Consider the following 20,478-nt stretch of genomic DNA (forward strand, 5'->3'; position numbering starts at 1 on the left):
TGAACCAATCGGGCGTTTATGGACAGTTGATCTCCCACCTAACTTCTTTGCTCCAGCCAAATTTTGAGGTGGGAGTCTTACTGCCCGTTAATGCGGGATAAATAGAAAAAAGCTTTGCGAATTTCGCAAAGCTTTTTTTCTTTACTTTTTAATTGTAACAAGCTGAGCTGCTTCTACACCGTTCTTTCCAGGGAATTCTTTGCTAGGGTCCTTATCGAATTTTAGTACACCTACAGATTTTTCTTCACCTTTTACATTTCTGTAAGTTGCATCGTCAACAATTGCGAACATGTCTGCATATGCGCGGCCACTTCCGATAATTGTATTACCTTCATAGTTTAATTTAGCCCCATCAAGTGTAGCATTTTCTACTTTATCTTTTGCAAATAATACACCTTGCTCTGCTGTTACAGTTGGTAATTTATCAATTGCTTTTGTGTCATCCTTTTTATCGACTTTGCTAAGTAGTTCTTTCTTAACAAGTTCTTCCCCAGTTTTCTTATCCATTACAAGAACTTTTTTATCTTCTAATGTCGTAAGCTTCATTTTATATACATCTTTTTCTTTCACTTCTTTTTTATTTTTATCTGCAATTTGCGCCACTTGCTCTTCTGTTCCATATAATACAAAGCCGTTCGCTTTTTCTCCTAATAAAGAACAACCTGATAATGCTCCGAATGAAATTGCTGCTGCTAATCCGATTCCTACTAATTTTTTCATGATGTTGTCTCCTTGTATATGTTTTTTATAGTAAATACAGTTGCTGTATTAGTCCTTAAATGATGAGAAGCGTGTTTGTTATTTCGTTGCTTCTGGTATTAGTGTATAAGAAATATGGAGATGCAACTATCGAGTTAGCTTACAGTAACATTACACTTGTGTAATGTAGTGAAAGTGCACAAAAGTAAGTTAATTTTGGAGGCAGAAATAATAAGGATATAGTAGGAATACAATATTGTATCTAGAATGTCATATTATATTGGGTGTATTTTGGAAATAACATGTAAGGACATCTTAGTTTTGTTATAATAAACACATAGGTTGTAAAAATGAATATTCTTACTGTAAAGGGAGATTTTTAAATTTCCAAGTAGTGAATTTGAAATATGAGGTATATCATAGGAGGAATTTGGATGTCTGTATTTAAACGATTAAGAGATTTAACAATGTCGAATGTGTATTCATTAATTGAAAAAGCTGAAGATCCAGTTAAGATGACGGATCAATATTTACGTGATATGCAAGCGGATGTACAAGAAGCTGAGAAAAGTGTAGCTGCTCAAATCGCGCTTGAGAAGAAATTTAAATTATTATTTGAAGAGCAAGAAGCACTTGTGAAAAAACGTGAAGAGCAAGCACATATGGCTGTTCAAGCCAGTAACTTAGATCTTGCGCGCCGTGCTTTAGAAGAAAAACAAAATGCAGAGCAAAAGATGAATGAGTATAAAGCAAGCTATGAGCAAAACAAAGCTGCTGCTGATAATCTTCGTGCGAAGTTAGAAGAAATGCGTAAGCAGTTAACAGAGCTGAAAAATAAACGTGAAACACTTGTAGCGCGTGTAAATGCAGCGAAAGCACAAAAGAATATTAATCAGGCGATGTCTGGATTCGATTCAAATTCAGCAAAAGCTGGTTTAAGCCGTATGGAAGAGAAAGCTCTTCAATTAGAGGCTGAAGCAGAAGCGAGCGGTGAAATTTACAAAAAAGAAAAATCATTAGATGATGAATTCGCAAGCTTAAACAAAAATTCTGCTGTTGACGATGAATTATCCCGTATTATGAAGCAGTATGAGAAATAATATAGAATAGACAAAGAAACCGACATGTCTGAAGAGAATTCATGTCGGTTTTCTATTACCTTTTAGAGGAGGTTTTGCAATGACGTGGACGAATGTTTTAGCCATGCTTGTATGGACTGGAGCAAGTGCGGTGCTTTTGTTTGCAATTATGTGGGTTGATTCGATTTTTACAAAATACAATGATTTAAAAGAAATAAAAAACGGGAATACAGCTGTAACAACTCGTTTCGTTATGAAATTATTTGCGCAAGGTTATATTTTATCCCAATCGATTACGAAAGCGAATGATTTATGGCAGGCACTTCTTGCTTCAGCAGTTTCTTTCGTTATTTTATTAGTTGTAGAAATGTTTATTGAATTTGTTTTAAGAAAAATGGCAGATCTTGATTTAGAAGAAGGAACGAAAGAAGGCAGCGTAGCACATGCGATGTTAGCTGGTTCATTACATATTGTTGGTGCATTTATTTTAGGTGCTTGTTTATAAAGAGAGAAGGAGGGGTAGATTGTGAGCTTATTTAAACGTATTAAAAATATAATGAAAAGCCCAGAGCCGCCGAAACCAGAAAAAAGTCTTTTGACGTTAGCTCCTGGAGATATGATTGAAGTTTCGTTAGTCATGTACGAATTAACTGGGAAAACGAGTATGCATTCTCGCAAGGAGATTGTTTTAACTTTGCAGGACGGGAAAGATATTCGTTATTTAAAAATTGAAGACCGTGAAAATACGTATTATAAATTGTATACACCGATTGATGGTCGTTTAGATTCAATTGAGGAAATTCCAACGACGATTGAAATGGACGATATAGAGTATCATATGGAAGAGCAATATAATGGACGTGTTGTTGTTATGGGGAAAACGCCATTCGCTGCTTCAGAAGAACAGTACGTATGGGAATTCCAATCTGATAACCGCAAATTATTACGTGTGGAATGGCAAAATGGTCGCACAATGATGTATGAGGGCGAAACAATTATTCCTGCTGATGTACAAATTATAAGAGCAACATAAGGGGGCGTAATCATGTCAAACCGATTGTTTACCATGATTAAATCGTTCGTGATCCCTATACTTGCTATCGTTACATTACTTGTTATTGCCGGTTACGCTTTATCGGGTTGTCAAAGTGGTCAGGCGAAGTCAATTCAGGACCGTTATCCGCTAGAGTCTGTCGCAAAGGATGGTAAACAAGAATCTTACGTGTATAGGGCCGCCAATCGGTCAGTTCCTGAAGTTGCAAAGGAACTTATAGCCGAAAGGAAACCGAAGCAAGCATCTAAAGAAGACGAAAATCAAATGTTCCTCGTTTATTCTGATAAAATGTATAATTTACAAAAGGATAAAGAGAAACCATCTGATACGTTAATTGAAATAAGTAATGAAGAATTTGTCCGTCAAAATTACCAACCATCCTTCTTACAAGGATATATTATGGGGAGTATATTAAACGATATATTCGGTTCACGAAAATCATCATACGGTGATTATCGCGGATATAATGACAGACAAAATCATAAACCGGTTATCCCGGAAAGACCACCTACGAAAGAAGAAAAGAAAACCCCGCCTCCAATTACGAAGGAAGGGAAAGGATCTATTATTAAGCGAGGCGATAATGTAGATCCGAAATCATCAGTAGGTGATAAGGGAAGTATTACTGAAAAAGGAAGTAATACGACGCCTCCGCCTTCTACCGGAAGCAAAGGGAAAATTACGAAAACGCCAGGTGGATCGAGCGGATCTGATGTGAAGCCGAAATCATCCATTAAAACTCCGCCAAAGAATACATCTCCCCCAAAAACAAGGGTTGGTGGTTCAGGGAAAATTATGAAGAGAAGATAGTGTAAGGACCGAGAAGAGAAATTTACTTTTCGGTCTTTTTTTCATGAGAATTTATTCCTTATTGCTGGTACAATTAAGGTATAAGGAGGAGATTATTATGACTATATATAAAAGGTTTAGTGTAATTATGTTCCTCGTATTATTTCTCAGTTTGTTTATTAGTACAACGATGAAATTTCACTTTGTAGTAGGTATTCTATGGATACTATGTACATGTACTCTATTTCTGTATATTCCGCTTCGCTTTCAGCATGAAGTGAACGCCTTTCAAAAATATGTAGCATGGATTAAAAGCGGAGGAAGATGAGGGGAGTAAAATTATATCGGCGATTATTGAAATATATCGACTTACCGCCAAAAACTGACAACAGTAAACACCTAATAAGAAGAGGCTGCGCCAACATGTTGGCGCAGCCTCTTTTTTCATAACGATTAATGAATATCGTGCTTCTTGAAATTACCGCCTTTTACTTCAGCTACGTCATAAACTGTAATAAAGGCATTGGGATCAATTTCATGAATAAGTTCTTTCATTTTACTTTCTTCTAAACGGTTAATTACGCAAGAGATTTCTTTAAATTTCTCTCTTGAATAACCACCATAAACTTCATTGTATGTTGCACTTCGGCCTAAACGATCACGAATCGTTTCTACTATTAATTCAGGCTCTTTTGTAATGATTTTAAATGTTTTCGAACCACTTAAACCAACCTCAACAATATGAATCACTTTAGAAGCGATAAAGTAAGCAATCGCCGAAAGGATAGCTCCTTGAAGACCGAATACTGTTGAAACAAAAATAAAGACAAACATATTTAAGAATAAGATAAGATCACTTGTTCCAAATGGTAACTTTCGAGAAAGTAATACGGCTAGCATATCGATTCCATCTAATGCCCCGCCGTTACGTAATGCGAGTCCCATACCAAAACCGATAATAATACCACCGGCTACAGTAATTAAAAGTGTATCGCCCTCAATAATTGTTGGTACTCCGTGCATGAGAACGGTACCTACTGCTAGCGAAGCAATCCCGATAATAGAATAAATTGCAAAGCTTTTACCGATTTGTTTATATCCTAACCAAACGAAAGGGATGTTAACGACTGCGATTAGAAGTCCTAATGGTAACCCGAATAATCTTGAACTAACGATACTTAACCCAGTTACACCACCGTCTGATACGTTGTTTGGAATTAATACGGCTTCTAATCCGTATGCTGTGATAAATGCCCCAATAATAATCATCAAAGCTTTTAAAGCGATTTTCAGCTTATTGGGCTTGTTTTTCATAATTTTCTCCATATAATTTCCTCGTTTCAAACTAGTTTCTTATTTGTTATATAATTCACATCTAAATTTCATTTTAACATTTTATTTGAAAAAATTCTCCTTTAATGGATGTATGCAGGGAATATTATCACCATATTACCATTAAAATATTTTTGGAATTCGTATAAGAAATCCCATCCTTTCAAAGGATGGGAGGTTGTTAAGAAAATATAAAACTAACTACTGTTAGGAATAAAGAGAATCCTAAAATAGTTCCGCACACTTTCATATGTCGTTTACGTCCCATAACGACGATTGCAACATATTCGCGAATCATTGCATTAGGCCAATAATAAAATGCTGTTTTTGAGCCGATTCCTTGGCTGTTCAGACTGGCTTGTTTTGCATATATACCAGCTCGGAAAAGATGGAAATTATTCGTTGTAAAGATACTTTTATACTTATCGCCTGGCTTTAATGAATCCATAATTTCTTTAGAAAACAACATATTTTGATATGTGTTTACAGAGCGATTTTCCTGTATTGTATGTTCAATCGGAATTCCTTTTTCAACAGCGTAATTTTGCATTGCTTCCGCTTCCGGAAGACCTTCATCTGGACCTTGCCCGCCAGAGAAAATGATTGTCGGCGGTGTAGTAATAGCTGCTTGTTTCCAATAAAAGTCGATGGCTTTATTAATACGACTTGCAAGTAAAGGTGGCACTTTGTCATTAATTAAGCCGCTACCAAGAACGATGATGAAATCTTGATTACGTCTCGGTCTATTGAATTGGTATAGAAAATAAGCGCTTAAGAAGTTAGATAAATGTATAAAGAAATACATAGTTATAAGAGAAATCGCAGCAAAAATAAATTGAAAGTGTGTTGAGACTAAACTTGCTGGATTTATGATAGGGAGTAGCATAAAGAATAAAATCCCTAAAGCTGCAATTAAAGTTAAAGAGTTTGTAAAGCGTCTTCCTTCACGCTTCATCAAGATTCTCGCATTAAGAAATAGCCCAAACATTAAAGCGACTATAGCAAAAGGTATCATTACAATTAGCGCTATCATGGGAATAATAACGATAAAATGTAAAGCGTTATTACCAGATGCAAACGAGACGACTGCACAAAATAATAGAAAAGAACAGAAAAAGGCATTAAATAAAAAGCCATTTATTATTTTTCGTGGATCTTTTAAATAAGAGAAAAGAAAAATAATAAACAATATAAGAGGAATAATTCCGAAATACATAAATGTTGTACACCTCAATTTTTATGATGTTTTTATTACACTCTTAATATTACATGATTTTGAAGTTGTTGATGAAAAAGTAACGATTTAGAATTTTCTCAACAAATGATATAGACAGATATGATAAAATGTATTCAAAGTGATATATTAAAAGTAAAATGGTTTAGAGGGCACTCTGTAGAGTGTCTTTTTCTTTGAAATATGTAATTTTGCATATTTTGTTCCTTTTTAATGAAAGAGGATTAAAATATAAATTGTGGATACATGCTATAAAGCAGAATTGTATACAAACATTAGCCTCTACTCTTTTTGTATCTAACAATCTTGTAACGATTAATGATTCTGTTTTCTAGTGTGTGTTTACGAAAAGTGGGATGGGTATATATAAACAGGGGAAAGGGTGTCTTCTTGAAAGGTACCTTTTTAATGTTTAGTATAGATAGTTTCCACTATTAAAGTAGTGGAAACTATCTATACTAAACATTAGCAATCTTCTGTATAAAGATTATCAATTTACTATATATTCCAGTGGTGATAAGCTACATATGAAAGGCTTTCTTTTTCAAAATATTACCCCTAATAAAATTTTGAAGAAGTCAACTGTCTCCAAACTAGCTACTCATGCTTGGCAAAAAAAGAATCCATTTGGGTTCTTTTTTGCATTCGACATAATATTACAAGAGATAGTCCGTATTACGGTAAGCATTTAGATCGTGACGGCGATGGAATTGCTTGTGAGAGAAAGAAAAGCGGTAAATAAGAAAAAGCACTCAGCAGAGTGCTTTTTCTTATTTGAACATGCTATTTTTTTAGGCGATTCTCATAAAATAAAAGTAACGAAATGAAAGTAGGTGAGAAAATGCCAGCTATTGTTGAAGGGGTTATTATTGAGAACTGTAACGGGACAATTAACTTAGGTGATAAATATAACGTACATCCAATTGAAAAAACGAAAGCTTATAACGGATCAGGATCTTCAAATACCGGACTAAATGTGAGGACATTCAGTGGTATTAGTACGGCAGATGTAAGTGATAACGATGTGTATGACCAAGTAATTCAATCTACTTTATAATTTTTATATGTAAAATTGTATAAAGTGATGTATTTGCTCTGTGATACAATTGAGCTGTTAGTGATTCTTCTTTATCATAGTTGTTAGATTAGAAATGCAACACCTTATCGGAAATCATACGTATAAGAAAAAAGACACTTCGCTCGAAGTGTCTTTTTCATTTTAGTGATACCCTTTAGCAGAGTCTTTATGAATTTTATTTTTAAATATGCTATAGCTCCAAAGCTGATATCCAATAACGATTGGTACCATGACGATTGCAACGAAGAACATAATTTTCAAGTTTAATTCACTACCGGCTGCGTTATATAACGTTGTACTGTATGCGTCGTTAATACGTGATGGTAACATTCTTGGGAACATACCTGCAAAACCAGTTGTCATAAACATTGCGATTGTTAAGCAAACGAATGTGAACGCAAGACCGATTTTATGTTTGTACACCATAATAAGTGCGAGTACACTCATTAACATTGCAAGTACTGGAAGAATGAATAGTACAGGATATTCCGTGAAGTTTTGGAATAAATTTGTACGATTTGCAGTTGCGACATAGAAGATAGCTAAAATGATAGCAGCTGCCATTGAAAATGGTCTTGCGATTTTATAAGCACGATCAGATACTTCACCAGTCGTTTTAATCATAACCCAAAGGGCGCCAGATACGACGAATATAGCAGTGAAGAAAAGGCCACCTAAAATACCATAATGGTTTAGTAAGCTAAGTAAAGTACCTTCATAACCATCTTTTCCGATTTGCAGCCCGTAATATAGGTTAGCGAATGTAACTCCGAATAAGAAGGCGATTAGGAAACTACCAATTGTAAATGCCCATTTACAAGTTTTTTGCCAAATTGGTGAATCGTCTTTATGCATAAACTCCAGTCCAGCAGCGCGGGCAAATAGTGCAAATAATACTAAAAATAATGGTGTATATAGATAACTAAACATATTTGCATAGGTGACTGGGAAGGCAGCGAATGTTGCACCGCCAGCTGTAATTAACCATACCTCATTACCACCCCAGAACGGGCCAATTGCTTCTTGTAATTGATTTCGTTCTTGTCGGTCCTTCGCAACGAATGGGAAAATCATCCCGTTACCGAGTGCGTAGCCATCAAGAATGAAGTAAACTGTCCAAATTACGCCCCATAAACCGAACCAGATGACTGCAAGCATATCATGAGACATGAGCTGTACCTCCTTCAGTAGCAGGTTCTTCTAATGCAGCTGGTCCTTTTTTTGCGAACTTCAGCATTAAGTATACGTCTGCAATTAAGAGTAGAGTGTAGAACAATATTAAACTAATTAATGAGAACCAAATTTGTGGAACTGATATAGGTGACACAGATTCTGCTGTACGCATTAGTTTATAAACTGTCCACGGTTGACGACCTACTTCAGCAACAATCCAACCAGCGTTAATTGCAATATACGGAAGTAAGACAGACCACATTGTAATTTTTAAATAGCGTTTTGAGTTTTCTAGTTTTCCTTTTCGGTTTAAATAGAAGCCGAACCAAGTTAATGCCATAAAGAACATGCCAAGTGCAACCATTAAGCGGAAGCTATAGTACACGAGGTTAACATTTGGACGATCTTCTTTCGGAATATCTTTTAAACCAACAATTTCTCCATCAAATGAGTTTGTATAGAAGAAACTTCCTAGCTTTGGAATAGTAAGGAATTCAAAGTTCTTTTCATTTTTCACATCAGGAATTTGAATGATTGAGAAGCCTTGTCCTTTTCCAGTTTCCCAAACAGCTTCCATTGCAGCTCCTTTTGCTGGTTGATACTTAGCTGCTGATACACCAGATTGGTGTCCCATGAAAGGTGTAATAGTTGCTGCGAATAATCCTAAGATTAAACCAAATTTAAATGACTTTTTGAAGAATTCCACTTCGTTTTTACGTAGTAAATGATATGCACTAATTGCCATAACGAAGAAAGCACCGACAATATAACAACCAATTACAGTATGGAAGAACATATTCCATGCATATGGATTTGTAACAAGTGCCCAGAAGTCATTTAATTCAGCGCGGCCGTTACGTACTACATAGCCAACAGGATTTTGCATAAATCCGTTTGCTGTAATAATCCAAAGTGCAGATATATTTGTTCCAAGTGCAACCATCCACATACAGAAAGCACGGAACTTTGGTGAGATTTTATCTTTACCGAATAACCATATTCCCATGAAAGTAGATTCTAAGAAGAAGGCAACGAGTGCTTCGATTGCGAGAGGTGATCCGAAAATATCCCCCATATATTTGGAGTACTCAGACCAGTTTGTTCCAAATTGGAATTCCATCGTAATCCCGGTTATAATCCCCATTACGAAGTTAATTGTAAATAGTTTTCCCCAGAAATTTGCCATTGTGCGGTATGTTGGATTCAATGTGCGGGCGTATTGAGTTTCCATACATGCTACTAAAATAACAAGTCCGATTGTCAAAGGTACAAATAAAAAGTGATAAAAAATAGTAATTGCAAATTGAAAACGACTCAGTAACAGAACGTCGGACATAATAAATATTCACTCCTTTTTACATTATCTACAGTTAGTTTATAGTGAGAATAGGGGTAAAGTATGTGTGACTTGTTACAAAGCTGTGTGTATATTTTGAAAGAATTATGTCGGTTATCTGAAAATATATTGCTTTTATAATAAAACAATATCCTTTTTGAGTTTTTCATATTTTGGTACACTATCTATGTAGTGTAAATGAGAGAAAAGAGGGTTTTTAACTATGAAGTCATTAGAAGAGATTTTACAATACAATGAAAAGTTCGTTGAAGAGAAAAAATACGAAGAGTATGAAACAGGAAAATTTCCAAACAAAAAAATGGTAATTATCTCTTGTATGGATACTCGTCTTGTTGAATTATTACCGAAAGCAATGAATATGCGTAACGGTGATGTGAAAATTATTAAAGTAGCAGGTGCGGTTATTTCGCATCCATTTGGAAGTATTATGCGTAGTATTTTAGTCGCTGTATATGAGCTTGGAGCTGACGAAGTATGTGTTGTCGGTCATCATGATTGTGGTATGGCAAAAATTCAAGCAAGCAGTACAATTGAAAAAATGAAAGAGCGCGGCGTAACAGAAGAGAAATTAGATACACTTCGTTATTCTGGAATCGATTTAGAAAGATTCCTACAAGGGTTCTCTAGTGTAGAAGAAAGTGTAGAACATAGTGTGTCGATACTTCGCAACCATCCGTTACTTCCGGGAGAAGTACCTGTTCACGGTCTTGTTATAGATCCTGACACAGGAAAATTAGATGTAGTTGTAAATGGCTACGACAATTAAGAATTTACTTTGTCATCCTTTTTATCTGGGACAGGATCAAATCCTCCTGGATGGAAAGGGTGACATTTTAATATACGCTTACATGTAAGCCAAAATCCTTTGAGTGCACCATGTTTTTGAAACGCTTCTAATCCATAATGAGAACAAGTCGGATGAAAGCGACATGTTGGCGGTGTCATCGGAGAAATGAACTTTTGATAAAAGCGTATAATACCGATAAAAATCTGTTTCATAATGGTCTCCTTTTCAGCATAGTCTTAAAGTATTATAGCACGACCGTACATAATTCTTTACTAATGTCGATTTCCGTTATATCATATTGGATATAACGGAATTAAATTAAAAGCGGGAGAGATGTTGTATGCCATCAGTAGAAAGCTTTGAATTAGACCATACGATTGTAAAGGCGCCTTATGTAAGACATTGCGGAGTCCACAATGTAGGTAGTGACGGTATTGTAAATAAATTTGATATTCGTTTCTGCCAACCGAATAAACAAGCAATGAAACCAGATGTTATTCATACGTTAGAACATTTATTAGCATTTAATTTACGTAAATATATTGATCGTTATCCGCATTTTGATATCATCGATATTTCACCAATGGGTTGCCAAACAGGATATTATCTTGTTGTAAGCGGGACACCGACAGTTCGTGAAATCATTGATTTATTAGAACTAACATTAAAAGATGCGGTTCAAATTATAGAAATTCCAGCTGCAAATGAAACACAATGTGGCCAAGCGAAACTTCACGACTTAGAAGGAGCAAAACGCTTAATGAATTTCTGGTTAAGCCAAGATAAAGATGAACTTGAGAAAGTGTTTGGATAAAAAGGAAAACTGCCTGTTAAAGGGCAGTTTTTTATTTTGTTAAGAGAAAACATGCTCTTCTTTTTATGAAAGTATACTAGATACTCCAACATATAAAATAGCAGCGGAAACGAGAAAATAAACAAATGCTTTTGCTTTTTGCTGTTGCTTCAATTCATCAATTGCAAAAAAGATAAACATAATACTTAAAAGGATAAATACGTAGGGTAAAAGTACAGTGAGATTTGCAAAGAGGCTAAGTAGAGCGAGAATGAGGGCAATAGTTGCTAGTATAATGCGAATATTTTTCAATACGAAATCCTCCTTAGAAGAACAGTATAAATGGGATAATAAAAATAATGGTAAACATACTTAAACCGATGCTAATAGTTCCAATTTGCTTTTACTGCTTTTGAATCGTCTCAATTCCTACTAAAATGCCATACAAACTAAAGAGAAACAAAATGATAGGTGAAAAGATTTGAAAGTTCATTGTAAATGTGCTGTATAAACATAGAATTAAAGTAATAAAAACGATGATTAGTTATATTTGTTTTATGTGCATTTTAGCCCCTTTTAAGTAGAAAAAGTTAGTTATCGAGAGATCATAATTATAATAGCGACGATTAAAGTAAATACGCCAGAAAAGAAGGAGAGTGCACTATTTACTTTCTTTTGTTTCTGTTTTTCTTCTGCACTCATGATGAAAGTCATAATAGATAAGGCAATAAGCATATAGGGCATCGTAACAAGCGGATTTGTAAACATCCCGGATAGAGCGAGAGCGATGACGATAAGAGCGGATATAATGCGAAAAGTTTTTAGCATACTAACCCCTACCTTTTTGTATTTTTAAATTAGACTCCAATGTAATAACAGTTCGTAGTTGGTATTTAAGGTTTAATGCTACATGTAGCGAAAGTAGTTCGATATTAAAACGAAGAACATAAGACTAGAGACGAAAAAATACGGAATACTCATTGATTTTCGTCCGGATTTCAGTTCATTAATTCCTAGAAGAATAAAGAAACAACTGAGAATAAATTGTATGTATGGGAGAAGTGTGAAATTATCGGTAATAAGAGAATAAGTGCAAAGAGAGAGTATGATAAGCGTGAAAAACATGAGAAAAATCCGTAATCCAGTTAGCATTGTATACCTCCTTTAAATAGACTATTTAACGAAAAATTTCTGAAAAGCTAAGCAATAAAGCAGCAGCGCCAGCTATGAAAGCAAGTGTACCACTAGATTGTCTATGTTTTTTTATTTCTTCTAGACCTATAGTGAAAGCCATCAATCCTAAGGAAATGAACATGTAAGGCATAATGTCTCTGTTGTCGCTGATAAAACTATAGATTGCCATAGATAAAGCGATAAGTGAAAAAGTAATCCGTAATCCTTTTAGCATGAAGTCACTCTCCTTCTATCTTATGTATGTAATGATGAGAACAATCCAAATGAAAGCACCGGCAACGATACAAATAAATCCAGTTCCTGAATCTTTCTTTTTTATTTGTTCAATCGCAATGAGGAACATGAAAGCTCCTAAGAAAAATTGTGAAAGTGGTAGAAAGTTATGTTGACCTGTCAGCAAACCAATTGTGGATATGATGATGATAACGAGTGCGATTAATATGCGTATTATACGAAGCATGTTATGAATCCTCCTTGTTGTTTTTTGCGTAAGGGTTATCTTCTGGTTTATCAACGGAATGTTTATATGAATATCCTTTATTAATTGTCATTACAGAGAGTACTAATACGATAAGTACGATAGCAATGCCGATAATTAATATTTTGAGCATGAAATCCCTCCTTTTCTTTATTTTACATAATTTTGTAATTGATGAAAACAATAGAAATTAAAAGGATGAAAGAAGGGTGTTACATGGATCATAAAAAAACATATTATATATCAGTTGGAAATGGTCAAATTTCACAAGTGAAGACGGCGGACACGTATAATTTTGAAATTTATGCAAATGACGAAGAGATTACGGAGTTAAGAGAGTATTTTGATCAAGCGTATGAAGAGGACTTAGGTTCGTTTGTACGCTCCCACGTTCCATTCGTTGAGTATCATCACGATTCAAATAATGATCGGCATGATGAACAATTACAGAAAGCATATAAAATGATTTATGAACTAGGGAATCATGAAACGAAGGAATTAGTCGCACAAATGGGAATAATCAATGGATTATAATTGGATAATATTATGCAGAAAAGCGAGAATATGCTACAATTTGTGGTAGGAAAACTTGTAACCATCAATAGGGGAGTAATGGCATGTACAAATTTAAAGATTATTACCACAACACTGTACAATTATCGTTTGAACGTTACCCATTTTCTCCTGAGCCAAAGCATGTTTGGGTTGTATGTCGGTACGGGGATCAATGGTTATTAACGCATCATTTACGCCGCGGTCTTGAATTTCCAGGTGGTAAAGTAGAACTCGGGGAAACACCGGAAGAAGCGGCAGTTCGAGAAGTTCATGAGGAAACCGGCGGCATAGTTTCTGATTTAACTTACTTAGGACAATACAAAGTATCCGGAAAAGACAAAATAATCATTAAAAACATTTATTTTGCAACAATTAGTGCGGTAGAGCAACATACGCATTACGAAGAAACGAAAGGGTCTGTTTTATTAAAAGACATTCCTGATAATATTAAAACTGATAGAAAATTTAGCTTTATTATGCGCGATGATGTATTAGCGCGTACGATGAAACATATAGAAGAAATCGGCTGTTTTACGAAGTAAAGTGGCCGGTTTCTTTTTTTGTTCCAAAAAATGGTGTGAATATATCTTTACGTTATGGGCTATTCTCCACTTCTAAAAGCGAAAGAACTTCTAATAAATCATCCACCATACGTGAATGTTCAAAATCACCCCAAAATGGATCTCTCTTCCAGACGCCAAGAATGCCTACTTGTTCAGAACCAAGCACATCGTTTTCTGGATGATCCCCAACGTAAATACATTCTTCTGCTTTTACGTTTAGCTTTTGCAAAGCTCGTTCGAAAATTTCTCGGTGTGGTTTTCTTATTCCTTCAGCTTCTGAAACGAGAATTGTGTTTGTATACGTATGTATGTTTAAGGAACGCAGGTTGTTCATTTGAAAATCAGTAAAGCCGTTTGTAATAATACCGATTTTTATATTTTGCTGAGTTAGTTGTTGAAGTAATTCATGCATGTTTTGGAAAGGAATGCAGTGATGTTGAAAGTTTGTAGTGTAGTCATGCAGCAGTTGCTCTTGCGTTAAAGTAGTAATGTTGTATTCGCAAAGGAGAGTGGCATATACCTGATTTTTCCACGTATATCCATTATTATCGAGTTCAAGAAAACGAGAGCAGTACTCGGCTTTTTCTACGTTTATCAAATGAGAGGCGAAGCGATTATATTGATCACGAATAAATTGCTCTAGAGATTGGCGACGATCTAATAGTGTTCCATCTAAGTCAAATAAGACTGCTCGAATCATGGGAAACCTCCATACAGTTTTTATAATTAATTATCGCATATTCGTTAAAAAATGATTATGATATTTTTGTAGAATGGAATAATGGAGGGGTGTATGAAGAAACTGTATGGCAAGTTAGTGTGTTTTATACTTTCAATTGGCGTAGTAGCTGGATGTGATATGACGAAGCAAACTTCGAAAAGAGAGAAGAAAGATGTGTGCGAAACGACAGAAGAATGTACACAAATAGGCGATAAAACGCTTCAAAAAGTATATAAGAAGATAGATGGACTTTCAGAACTTGAAGTACCAGAAGATTATGTAATGGAACAGCATACAAATAACGATATGAAAGAAGCAGAAATGAAAAAAGAGGATGATGAAAATTATTTCTTTTTAGCTTCGTATTATATTGATGGTGATGAAATTATAGAGCCTTATTTCGATAAACTAGATCGCACACGATTGAATAAGGCTTTTGTGGATGATAAGGACGCGAAAGAAGAAGTATTAAAGCAACGTAAAGATAGGGATTATCATGAATCGTTATGGGAGATGTATAGCACTCTTATTCCAGCTAAGTATCGCACTGACATAAAAGAGTTTGACATGGTAACAGATGGTTACGACGGAATTGTCGCCCACGTTATACCGAGTATGGAGTATCCGGAAGAGTGGACCATTAGTTTAGATACGCTTGATTCAGCAGTAAATATCGATCAAGTGATGAAAACATTAATACATGAGACCGCTCACGTATTGACACTGGGACATAAACAAATACCAGTAAATGAAAAGTACTTAAAGGCTTTTGACGAAGATAAAGATATTTCATCATACCGAAATAAGTGTAAAAATCTTTTCTTACAAGAAGGATGTTCGAAAGAGAGTTCTTATATTAATCAATTCCATAACTCTTTCTGGAAACAAATTGAGCAGGAGTGGATAGAAAAGAAAGTGGAAGAAAGTGAAGAGGCACAAATTGAATTCTTTAAAGAGAAGCATGATGAGTTTGTGTCTGAATATGGTACAACGAATGTAGCGGAAGATATTGCAGATACATTTACAGCGTTTATTTTACAAGATTCTAAAAAGGTGAAGGAAGGAACGGAATTAAAGTATAAGAAAATTGCTTTCTTCTATCAGTTCCCAGAGCTCGTACAAATGCGTGCGGAAGTATTAGCGGGATTATATAATATTTCAAGGGATATAGAGCAGTCATAGTATAGTTGTCACTATTCGTCGATAAGTCGATATAATGAAAGTTGTGTTCGATATATTTTAGGTTGATAAAATGGAAACGCGAGGACTTTCAGTTCTTTGCGTTTTTTCTTATGTTGATAAAATTGAAAATTCTGTCTTTTTTTAAAAAAAGAAGAAGGAACTGAACCATTGAAATAGAATTAGTATAAAAACGTCACAAATTAGACACAATTATAATGCGCATAGTATAGGGGCTATAAGTTTACTCTCGAGGAGGTAATGAAACGTATGAAAACGATTCTTGCTGTTGCTGGTCTCATTTGGGTAATGTCTCACGGTTTTCCGATTTTTGAAGGGGAGCAAATTCGTAGTGCATTAAATAAAGAGTTTAATGATTATCATATTATTGATCGAAAAGATAATGTCGTTACGGTGCGTGTGAAAGATTGCTTCCATACAGTTACGGTTGCGAATGGCAATGTTACAGATGATTCGAAAATGTGCGATAAAAGGTAAAAGAAAGAAGCTGACTTTAGCGTAGGATTTTGAGTCAGCTTCTTTTTCGTTTTCCAATAAGGAGTTTTTCAAATGCCTCGACAAACACATACATAAGAGTGGCGAGGATGCATGTGAGCAATACACTGAGTAAGACGAGTGTGAAGTTAAAGACTTGGAATCCGTAGCTAATTAAATAGCCAAGTCCTTGTTTAGAAACGAGGAGTTCTCCGAAAATAACACCGACCCATGATAAGCCAACGTTCACTTTTAACGTTGAAATAATTGCAGGGAAGGATGAAGGGAGAATAACGTGCTTATAGCATTGCCATTTAGTGGCTCCAAATGTATCCATGACCTTTACATAGTTGGAATCGACTTCTTGAAATGCGCTGTAAATAACGAGAATGGTAATGATGATGGAGATGATTACCCCCATTGCGATAGAAGATGAAATGTTTGGACCGAAAATAACAATGATGATGGGACCGAGTGCAACTTTTGGCATTGCATTTAGGACGACGAGATAAGGATCAAGTACGCGGGCCAAAAGTGGCATCCACCAAAGGAGAGTAGCAATAATAGCTCCGAGTACAGTTCCGAGAATAAAACCTACTCCTGTTTCAAGTAATGTCGTCCATATGTGAACCCAAAGTGAACCGTCAATCCATTTCGTTAAAAAGAGATCCCAAATACTTGAAGGAGAGCTAAAGAGTAAAGGATCAATCCATTCTTTTTTACTAGCTATTTCCCATAGTGCAAAGAAGAGAATGAGCAATAAAAGCTGTAAAGAGCGAGCTAACCATGCATGTTGTCTTTCTTTTTTTCGAAACTGTTCATGTAGTTGCTTTATATTATCCAAGTCGTTCCAACTCCTTCCATATTTCTTGGAAGAGGGATGGGAAGTCATGGTGGTGGCGTGCTTCTAATGGCGATAAGGAACGGATACTTTCTGGGACGATGAACGTTTTCGCAATTTTTCCAGGGTTCGCCTGCAGTAAATAAATACGATCACTCATCGCGATTGCTTCTTCAATATCGTGTGTTACGAGTAGAGATGTTTTTTTATAGTTACGTAATAATGTGAAGACGAGATCTTCTAGTTTTAACTTTGTTTGATAATCGAGTGCAGAAAATGGTTCATCCAGCAATAAAATTTTCGGATCGGTCGCTAATGTTCGAACGAGGGCAGCACGTTGGCGCATACCGCCGGATAGTTCACGAGGATATTGCTGTTCTATATCATGTAAGCCGACTTGCTTTAAAAGCTTTAATGTATGTTCTTTCGTATATTCGTCATAAATCTTCCGAATATGAAGTCCGAGCATAATATTTTCTTCAATTGTTTTCCAAGGAAACAGGTAATCTTGCTGGAGCATATAGCCCATAGATGGGGTCATCGTTGTGATCGGTTCACCATCTAAAAATACGATTCCTTCAATTGGATCGAGTAGCCCTGCAATTATGGAGAGTAGCGTTGTTTTTCCGCAACCACTCTGACCAAGGATAGAAATAAATTCTCCTTCTTCTACTTGCAAGGTCATATCTTCAAGAATAAGTTTGGCATTCTCTTTTGCAAAAAAGCAGTGAGAAACGTTACGTATTTGTAAAAAGCTCATACACTTCGCCTCTATTTCTTAATAACGCTTTCGGCAATTTTTGTATTGACGAGCGTTTCATGTGGAACTTCTTTTTGTAATTCCCCAGCTTCTTTCATAATCGTTTGGAGTTGTTTCCATTCAGAAGCATCTAATAATGGATTTGTCGCATAAGAATGTTGCTTCTTGTAGCGCTCAATTACTTTCACTGAAATGTCTTTTGAAGTGTCTTTAAATAGTGGTGAAACAGCGTCCGCAATCTCTTCTGGACTATGTGTATCAACCCATTGCTGTGCTTTATATAGTGCGCGCGTGAATTTTTCTGCAGCAGCCTTATCTTTCTTTAAGAAACTTTCTTTTGCCATAAACGTTGTATAAGGAACAGTGCCAGATTCAGCTCCAAAAGACGCGACGATATAACCTCTTCCTTCTTTTTCAAATATACTTGCAGTCGGTTCAAAGAGCTGTACAAATTCTCCCGTACCAGATGCAAAGGCATTTGCAATATTAGCAAACTCGATATTTTGAATTAAGTTCGTATCTTTACGAGGATCAATGCCATTTTTCTTTAAAACGTATTCTCCAACCATTTGTGGCATGCCGCCTTTACGCTGTCCTAAAAACGTAACGCCTTTTACGTCATTCCAATTAAAAGAGTCTAATTTTTTACGTGAAACTAAAAATGTGCCATCTGTTTGTGTAAGCTGCGCAAAATTAATGACAGGATCTTTTGCTCCTTGTTGATGAACATAAATAGACGTTTCTGAACCAACGAGCGCAATATCAATTCCGCCAGATAAAAGGGTGGTCATCGTTTTATCTCCGCCAGCTGTTGTTTGTAAGTCAATATTTAAACCTTCATCTTTAAAAAATCCTTTTTCAATTCCAACATATAATGGTGCGTAGAAGAGAGAATGGGTAACTTCGCCAACGCGAATTTTTTGAGCTTGTTCTTTCGTACTTTCTTTTGTGCTACTACAAGCAGCAAATGTAAAAACAGCTAGTAACATGATGCAAAAAACGGTTATTAATTTTTTCACTATATGACACCTCCTAGAAGTCAATCTACAAGCATGATATGTAGGTAAGTGCCCATATGTGAGTATAATAAAGCAGGAATTTTTTTGGTAGTAAAGAAGTACAAATATAAGGGGTGATAAAATGGAGTACGAATACGATGATAGTGTACATTTACATCTTGATTATTTCGGAACTGAATGTGATATGGAATCGATTGCTTATAAGAGGAAGCATGAAGACGTATGGGATGTGTATTTTAATTTTGGAGCATATGGTATTCAGAAAGATGGTGTAGAGGCAGGGATGTTTCTGGACGACTATGCCGGTTATTACGTTTTTTCTGTACATGCTCGTGATTTGAGCTGGGAATTTGGAAGTGCCCAGTTTGAGGGGTGGGTGTTGAAGAACCATATAGTAGAAAGAACGCTTCAAAAATAGGGAGGAATTTCGTGGTTGAATTTCTCATTCTATTGTTCATTTTCGTAGTCGGATTTCTCATTATGAAAGTGCTCATTTACCGATTTGCAAAGAAAAATATTCATAAAGTGAAACTTTAATCAGTGGGGGTTTTGTCCATCCCCCACTGATTATTAGTTGAACCAATCGGGCTTTTACGGGCAGTAGATCTCTCACCTAACTGCCTTGAATTTGCTGGATTTTGAGGTGGGAGTCTTACTGCCCGTTAATGCGGGATAAATACAAAAGATTGAAATTGGTTCATATGTGGCTAGATATGACTATGAAAAAGGGTCCGAGATTAGATTTTTTTGATTTTATCTTTATAGTAATCCTAAGTATCATATGGAAAATATGGATGCTTCCTCTTATATAGTAAACATGCTAATCATCGTATCCTAATAAATTATGAAAAGAACCTGTCATATGACAGGTTCTTTTCTATAATAATAGTTTTCCAAAACTCGTGCCGACAAGTAAAACCGCGCTTGCGAAAATTATTGTAAAGATCGTCTGCTTCTTTTGGTAATTTAAAAGGGTAATTGCTAAAAAGAAAAAGAGGATAAGAGTATGAGAAAACAATCCAAATTCTAATGGCTTGCGAGAAATAATTTGAATGAAGAATGGAATATATAGCATGAAATAAACAATGAGGAAAATGATTTTGGAAAATGAGAATGTAGGTGTATTCATATCGAAAACCTCCTTTCTCCAATTGTAGCATGTAGTGTTACATGGGAAATTCAATACATACGACAAATTGCGACAAGGGAGTTCATACATATTTGTTATTCTATTAAAGGTCATTATTTGTAATGTATATATAGGAGGATTTTTTAATGTTAAAGAAATTATTATTATT

General features: G+C 35.5%; 29 protein-coding genes and 2 pseudogenes. 14 read left to right on the top strand and 17 right to left on the bottom strand.

All coding sequences use genetic code 11. The features are described from left to right. Nucleotides 1–141: 141 nt before the first annotated feature. Nucleotides 142–720 (bottom strand): lipoprotein BA_5634 family protein, encoded by a 579-nt coding sequence (locus tag FT637_RS23230; RefSeq protein WP_193648289.1) that lies wholly within the window; start codon nucleotides 718–720, stop codon nucleotides 142–144. A gap of 413 nt (nucleotides 721–1,133) precedes the next feature. Between FT637_RS23230 and FT637_RS23235 the strand changes: the two genes are divergently transcribed. From FT637_RS23235 to FT637_RS23255, 5 genes are all read left to right on the top strand, one after another. Next, nucleotides 1,134–1,799 carry a PspA/IM30 family protein gene (locus FT637_RS23235; protein WP_193648290.1) on the top strand — a complete coding sequence of 222 codons (666 nt, stop codon included), beginning with the start codon at nucleotides 1,134–1,136 and terminating at the stop codon, nucleotides 1,797–1,799. A gap of 79 nt (nucleotides 1,800–1,878) precedes the next feature. Then, the gene (locus FT637_RS23240; protein WP_193648291.1) at nucleotides 1,879–2,283 is read left to right on the top strand and encodes a DUF350 domain-containing protein; all 405 of its coding nucleotides are present in this window, start codon (nucleotides 1,879–1,881) and stop codon (nucleotides 2,281–2,283) included. Between the two features lie 21 nt (nucleotides 2,284–2,304). Next, nucleotides 2,305–2,811 (top strand): DUF4178 domain-containing protein, encoded by a 507-nt coding sequence (locus FT637_RS23245; protein ID WP_193648292.1) that lies wholly within the window; start codon nucleotides 2,305–2,307, stop codon nucleotides 2,809–2,811. Nucleotides 2,812–2,823: 12 nt separating this feature from the next. Next, complete coding sequence (locus FT637_RS23250) at nucleotides 2,824–3,642, top strand: DUF4247 domain-containing protein (RefSeq protein ID WP_193648293.1); 819 nt, start codon at nucleotides 2,824–2,826, stop codon at nucleotides 3,640–3,642. A gap of 97 nt (nucleotides 3,643–3,739) precedes the next feature. Then, entirely contained in the window at nucleotides 3,740–3,949 is a 210-nt protein-coding gene (locus tag FT637_RS23255) for a hypothetical protein (RefSeq protein ID WP_193648294.1), read from the top strand. A gap of 125 nt (nucleotides 3,950–4,074) precedes the next feature. Here the strand turns inward: FT637_RS23255 and FT637_RS23260 are convergent, their stop codons facing one another. Further along, nucleotides 4,075–4,947: a YitT family protein gene (locus FT637_RS23260; protein ID WP_193648295.1), complete on the bottom strand. Its 873-nt coding sequence runs from the start codon at nucleotides 4,945–4,947 to the stop codon at nucleotides 4,075–4,077. Between the two features lie 187 nt (nucleotides 4,948–5,134). Next, nucleotides 5,135–6,169, bottom strand: coding sequence for a YdcF family protein (locus FT637_RS23265; protein ID WP_193648296.1), 1,035 nt, complete (start codon nucleotides 6,167–6,169; stop codon nucleotides 5,135–5,137). A gap of 667 nt (nucleotides 6,170–6,836) precedes the next feature. Here FT637_RS23265 and FT637_RS23270 point away from each other — a divergent pair. Beyond that, nucleotides 6,837–6,929: pseudogene (locus tag FT637_RS23270) on the top strand (excalibur calcium-binding domain-containing protein); the annotation flags it as partial. A gap of 81 nt (nucleotides 6,930–7,010) precedes the next feature. Beyond that, nucleotides 7,011–7,244 (top strand): spore germination protein, encoded by a 234-nt coding sequence (locus tag FT637_RS23275; RefSeq protein WP_319805961.1) that lies wholly within the window; start codon nucleotides 7,011–7,013, stop codon nucleotides 7,242–7,244. 162 nt (nucleotides 7,245–7,406) lie between these two features. Here FT637_RS23275 and cydB read toward each other — a convergent pair whose 3' ends face one another. Both cydB and cydA read right to left on the bottom strand, forming a co-directional pair. Continuing rightward, nucleotides 7,407–8,435, bottom strand: coding sequence for a cytochrome d ubiquinol oxidase subunit II (gene cydB, locus FT637_RS23280; RefSeq protein ID WP_193648297.1), 1,029 nt, complete (start codon nucleotides 8,433–8,435; stop codon nucleotides 7,407–7,409). Beyond that, nucleotides 8,425–9,774, bottom strand: coding sequence for a cytochrome ubiquinol oxidase subunit I (gene cydA, locus FT637_RS23285; RefSeq protein ID WP_193648298.1), 1,350 nt, complete (start codon nucleotides 9,772–9,774; stop codon nucleotides 8,425–8,427). Before cydA ends, cydB begins: the two co-directional genes overlap by 11 nt. Nucleotides 9,775–9,997: 223 nt before the next feature. Between cydA and FT637_RS23290 the strand changes: the two genes are divergently transcribed. Further along, nucleotides 9,998–10,561 (top strand): beta-class carbonic anhydrase, encoded by a 564-nt coding sequence (locus FT637_RS23290; protein ID WP_193648299.1) that lies wholly within the window; start codon nucleotides 9,998–10,000, stop codon nucleotides 10,559–10,561. Here FT637_RS23290 and yidD read toward each other — a convergent pair. Then, on the bottom strand, nucleotides 10,558–10,794 hold the full coding sequence (gene yidD / locus FT637_RS23295) for a membrane protein insertion efficiency factor YidD (RefSeq protein WP_000809328.1): 237 nt from the start codon (nucleotides 10,792–10,794) through the stop codon (nucleotides 10,558–10,560). The genes FT637_RS23290 and yidD overlap by 4 nt on opposite strands. A 128-nt stretch (nucleotides 10,795–10,922) precedes the next feature. Here yidD and luxS point away from each other — a divergent pair, with 128 nt between their 5' ends. After that, nucleotides 10,923–11,396 carry an S-ribosylhomocysteine lyase LuxS gene (gene luxS, locus FT637_RS23300; protein WP_193648300.1) on the top strand — a complete coding sequence of 158 codons (474 nt, stop codon included), beginning with the start codon at nucleotides 10,923–10,925 and terminating at the stop codon, nucleotides 11,394–11,396. A 63-nt stretch (nucleotides 11,397–11,459) separates the two neighbouring features. Here luxS and FT637_RS23305 read toward each other — a convergent pair whose 3' ends face one another. The 6 genes and pseudogenes from FT637_RS23305 to ytzI all read right to left on the bottom strand — a co-directional run bounded on the left by FT637_RS23305 (nucleotide 11,460) and on the right by ytzI (nucleotide 13,180). Beyond that, nucleotides 11,460–11,687, bottom strand: coding sequence for a YczI family protein (locus FT637_RS23305; RefSeq protein ID WP_193648301.1), 228 nt, complete (start codon nucleotides 11,685–11,687; stop codon nucleotides 11,460–11,462). 13 nt (nucleotides 11,688–11,700) lie between these two features. Next, a pseudogene (locus FT637_RS30495) lies at nucleotides 11,701–11,916 on the bottom strand (hypothetical protein). Nucleotides 11,917–11,969: 53 nt separating this feature from the next. Then, the gene (locus FT637_RS23310) at nucleotides 11,970–12,203 is read right to left on the bottom strand and encodes a DUF3953 domain-containing protein (protein WP_193648302.1); all 234 of its coding nucleotides are present in this window, start codon (nucleotides 12,201–12,203) and stop codon (nucleotides 11,970–11,972) included. Between the two features lie 349 nt (nucleotides 12,204–12,552). Further along, nucleotides 12,553–12,783 (bottom strand): YczI family protein, encoded by a 231-nt coding sequence (locus FT637_RS23315; protein WP_193648303.1) that lies wholly within the window; start codon nucleotides 12,781–12,783, stop codon nucleotides 12,553–12,555. A gap of 15 nt (nucleotides 12,784–12,798) precedes the next feature. Continuing rightward, nucleotides 12,799–13,029, bottom strand: coding sequence for a YczI family protein (locus FT637_RS23320; RefSeq protein ID WP_193648304.1), 231 nt, complete (start codon nucleotides 13,027–13,029; stop codon nucleotides 12,799–12,801). A 1-nt stretch (nucleotide 13,030) separates the two neighbouring features. Further along, nucleotides 13,031–13,180: a YtzI protein gene (ytzI, locus tag FT637_RS23325; protein ID WP_193648305.1), complete on the bottom strand. Its 150-nt coding sequence runs from the start codon at nucleotides 13,178–13,180 to the stop codon at nucleotides 13,031–13,033. An 83-nt stretch (nucleotides 13,181–13,263) separates the two neighbouring features. Here ytzI and FT637_RS23330 point away from each other — a divergent pair, with 83 nt between their 5' ends. Next, nucleotides 13,264–13,581 carry a hydrolase gene (locus tag FT637_RS23330; protein ID WP_193648306.1) on the top strand — a complete coding sequence of 106 codons (318 nt, stop codon included), beginning with the start codon at nucleotides 13,264–13,266 and terminating at the stop codon, nucleotides 13,579–13,581. 83 nt (nucleotides 13,582–13,664) lie between these two features. Further along, nucleotides 13,665–14,144, top strand: coding sequence for an antimutator 8-oxo-(dGTP/GTP)ase (gene mutTA / locus FT637_RS23335; protein ID WP_002015736.1), 480 nt, complete (start codon nucleotides 13,665–13,667; stop codon nucleotides 14,142–14,144). A gap of 52 nt (nucleotides 14,145–14,196) precedes the next feature. Here mutTA and FT637_RS23340 read toward each other — a convergent pair whose 3' ends face one another. Further along, complete coding sequence (locus FT637_RS23340; protein WP_193648307.1) at nucleotides 14,197–14,865, bottom strand: HAD family hydrolase; 669 nt, start codon at nucleotides 14,863–14,865, stop codon at nucleotides 14,197–14,199. A 93-nt stretch (nucleotides 14,866–14,958) separates the two neighbouring features. Between FT637_RS23340 and FT637_RS23345 the strand changes: the two genes are divergently transcribed. Both FT637_RS23345 and FT637_RS23350 read left to right on the top strand, forming a co-directional pair. Continuing rightward, on the top strand, nucleotides 14,959–16,068 hold the full coding sequence (locus FT637_RS23345; RefSeq protein ID WP_193648308.1) for a recombinase family protein: 1,110 nt from the start codon (nucleotides 14,959–14,961) through the stop codon (nucleotides 16,066–16,068). A 267-nt stretch (nucleotides 16,069–16,335) separates the two neighbouring features. Next, the gene (locus tag FT637_RS23350; protein WP_002089142.1) at nucleotides 16,336–16,563 is read left to right on the top strand and encodes a hypothetical protein; all 228 of its coding nucleotides are present in this window, start codon (nucleotides 16,336–16,338) and stop codon (nucleotides 16,561–16,563) included. 34 nt (nucleotides 16,564–16,597) lie between these two features. Here the strand turns inward: FT637_RS23350 and FT637_RS23355 are convergent, their stop codons facing one another. Genes FT637_RS23355 through FT637_RS23365 form a run of 3 tightly spaced genes read right to left on the bottom strand, consistent with a single transcriptional unit; the run spans nucleotide 16,598 to nucleotide 19,180 of the window. Further along, nucleotides 16,598–17,404 (bottom strand): ABC transporter permease, encoded by an 807-nt coding sequence (locus tag FT637_RS23355; protein ID WP_193648309.1) that lies wholly within the window; start codon nucleotides 17,402–17,404, stop codon nucleotides 16,598–16,600. Beyond that, on the bottom strand, nucleotides 17,397–18,161 hold the full coding sequence (locus tag FT637_RS23360; protein WP_193648310.1) for an ABC transporter ATP-binding protein: 765 nt from the start codon (nucleotides 18,159–18,161) through the stop codon (nucleotides 17,397–17,399). Before FT637_RS23360 ends, FT637_RS23355 begins: the two co-directional genes overlap by 8 nt. A gap of 11 nt (nucleotides 18,162–18,172) precedes the next feature. Beyond that, complete coding sequence (locus FT637_RS23365) at nucleotides 18,173–19,180, bottom strand: ABC transporter substrate-binding protein (protein ID WP_193648311.1); 1,008 nt, start codon at nucleotides 19,178–19,180, stop codon at nucleotides 18,173–18,175. Nucleotides 19,181–19,301: 121 nt separating this feature from the next. On the opposite strand from FT637_RS23365, the gene FT637_RS23370 reads away from it, so the two are divergent. After that, complete coding sequence (locus tag FT637_RS23370) at nucleotides 19,302–19,598, top strand: DUF3986 family protein (RefSeq protein ID WP_193648312.1); 297 nt, start codon at nucleotides 19,302–19,304, stop codon at nucleotides 19,596–19,598. Between the two features lie 459 nt (nucleotides 19,599–20,057). Here FT637_RS23370 and FT637_RS23375 read toward each other — a convergent pair whose 3' ends face one another. Next, a complete protein-coding gene (locus tag FT637_RS23375) occupies nucleotides 20,058–20,309 on the bottom strand; it encodes a hypothetical protein (protein WP_193648313.1) in 252 nt (83 codons plus the stop codon). Nucleotides 20,310–20,478: the final 169 nt, after the last annotated feature.

Source organism: Bacillus cereus (assembly GCF_015071065.1).
GTDB classification, from domain to species: Bacteria; Bacillota; Bacilli; order Bacillales; family Bacillaceae_G; genus Bacillus_A; species Bacillus_A cereus_BA.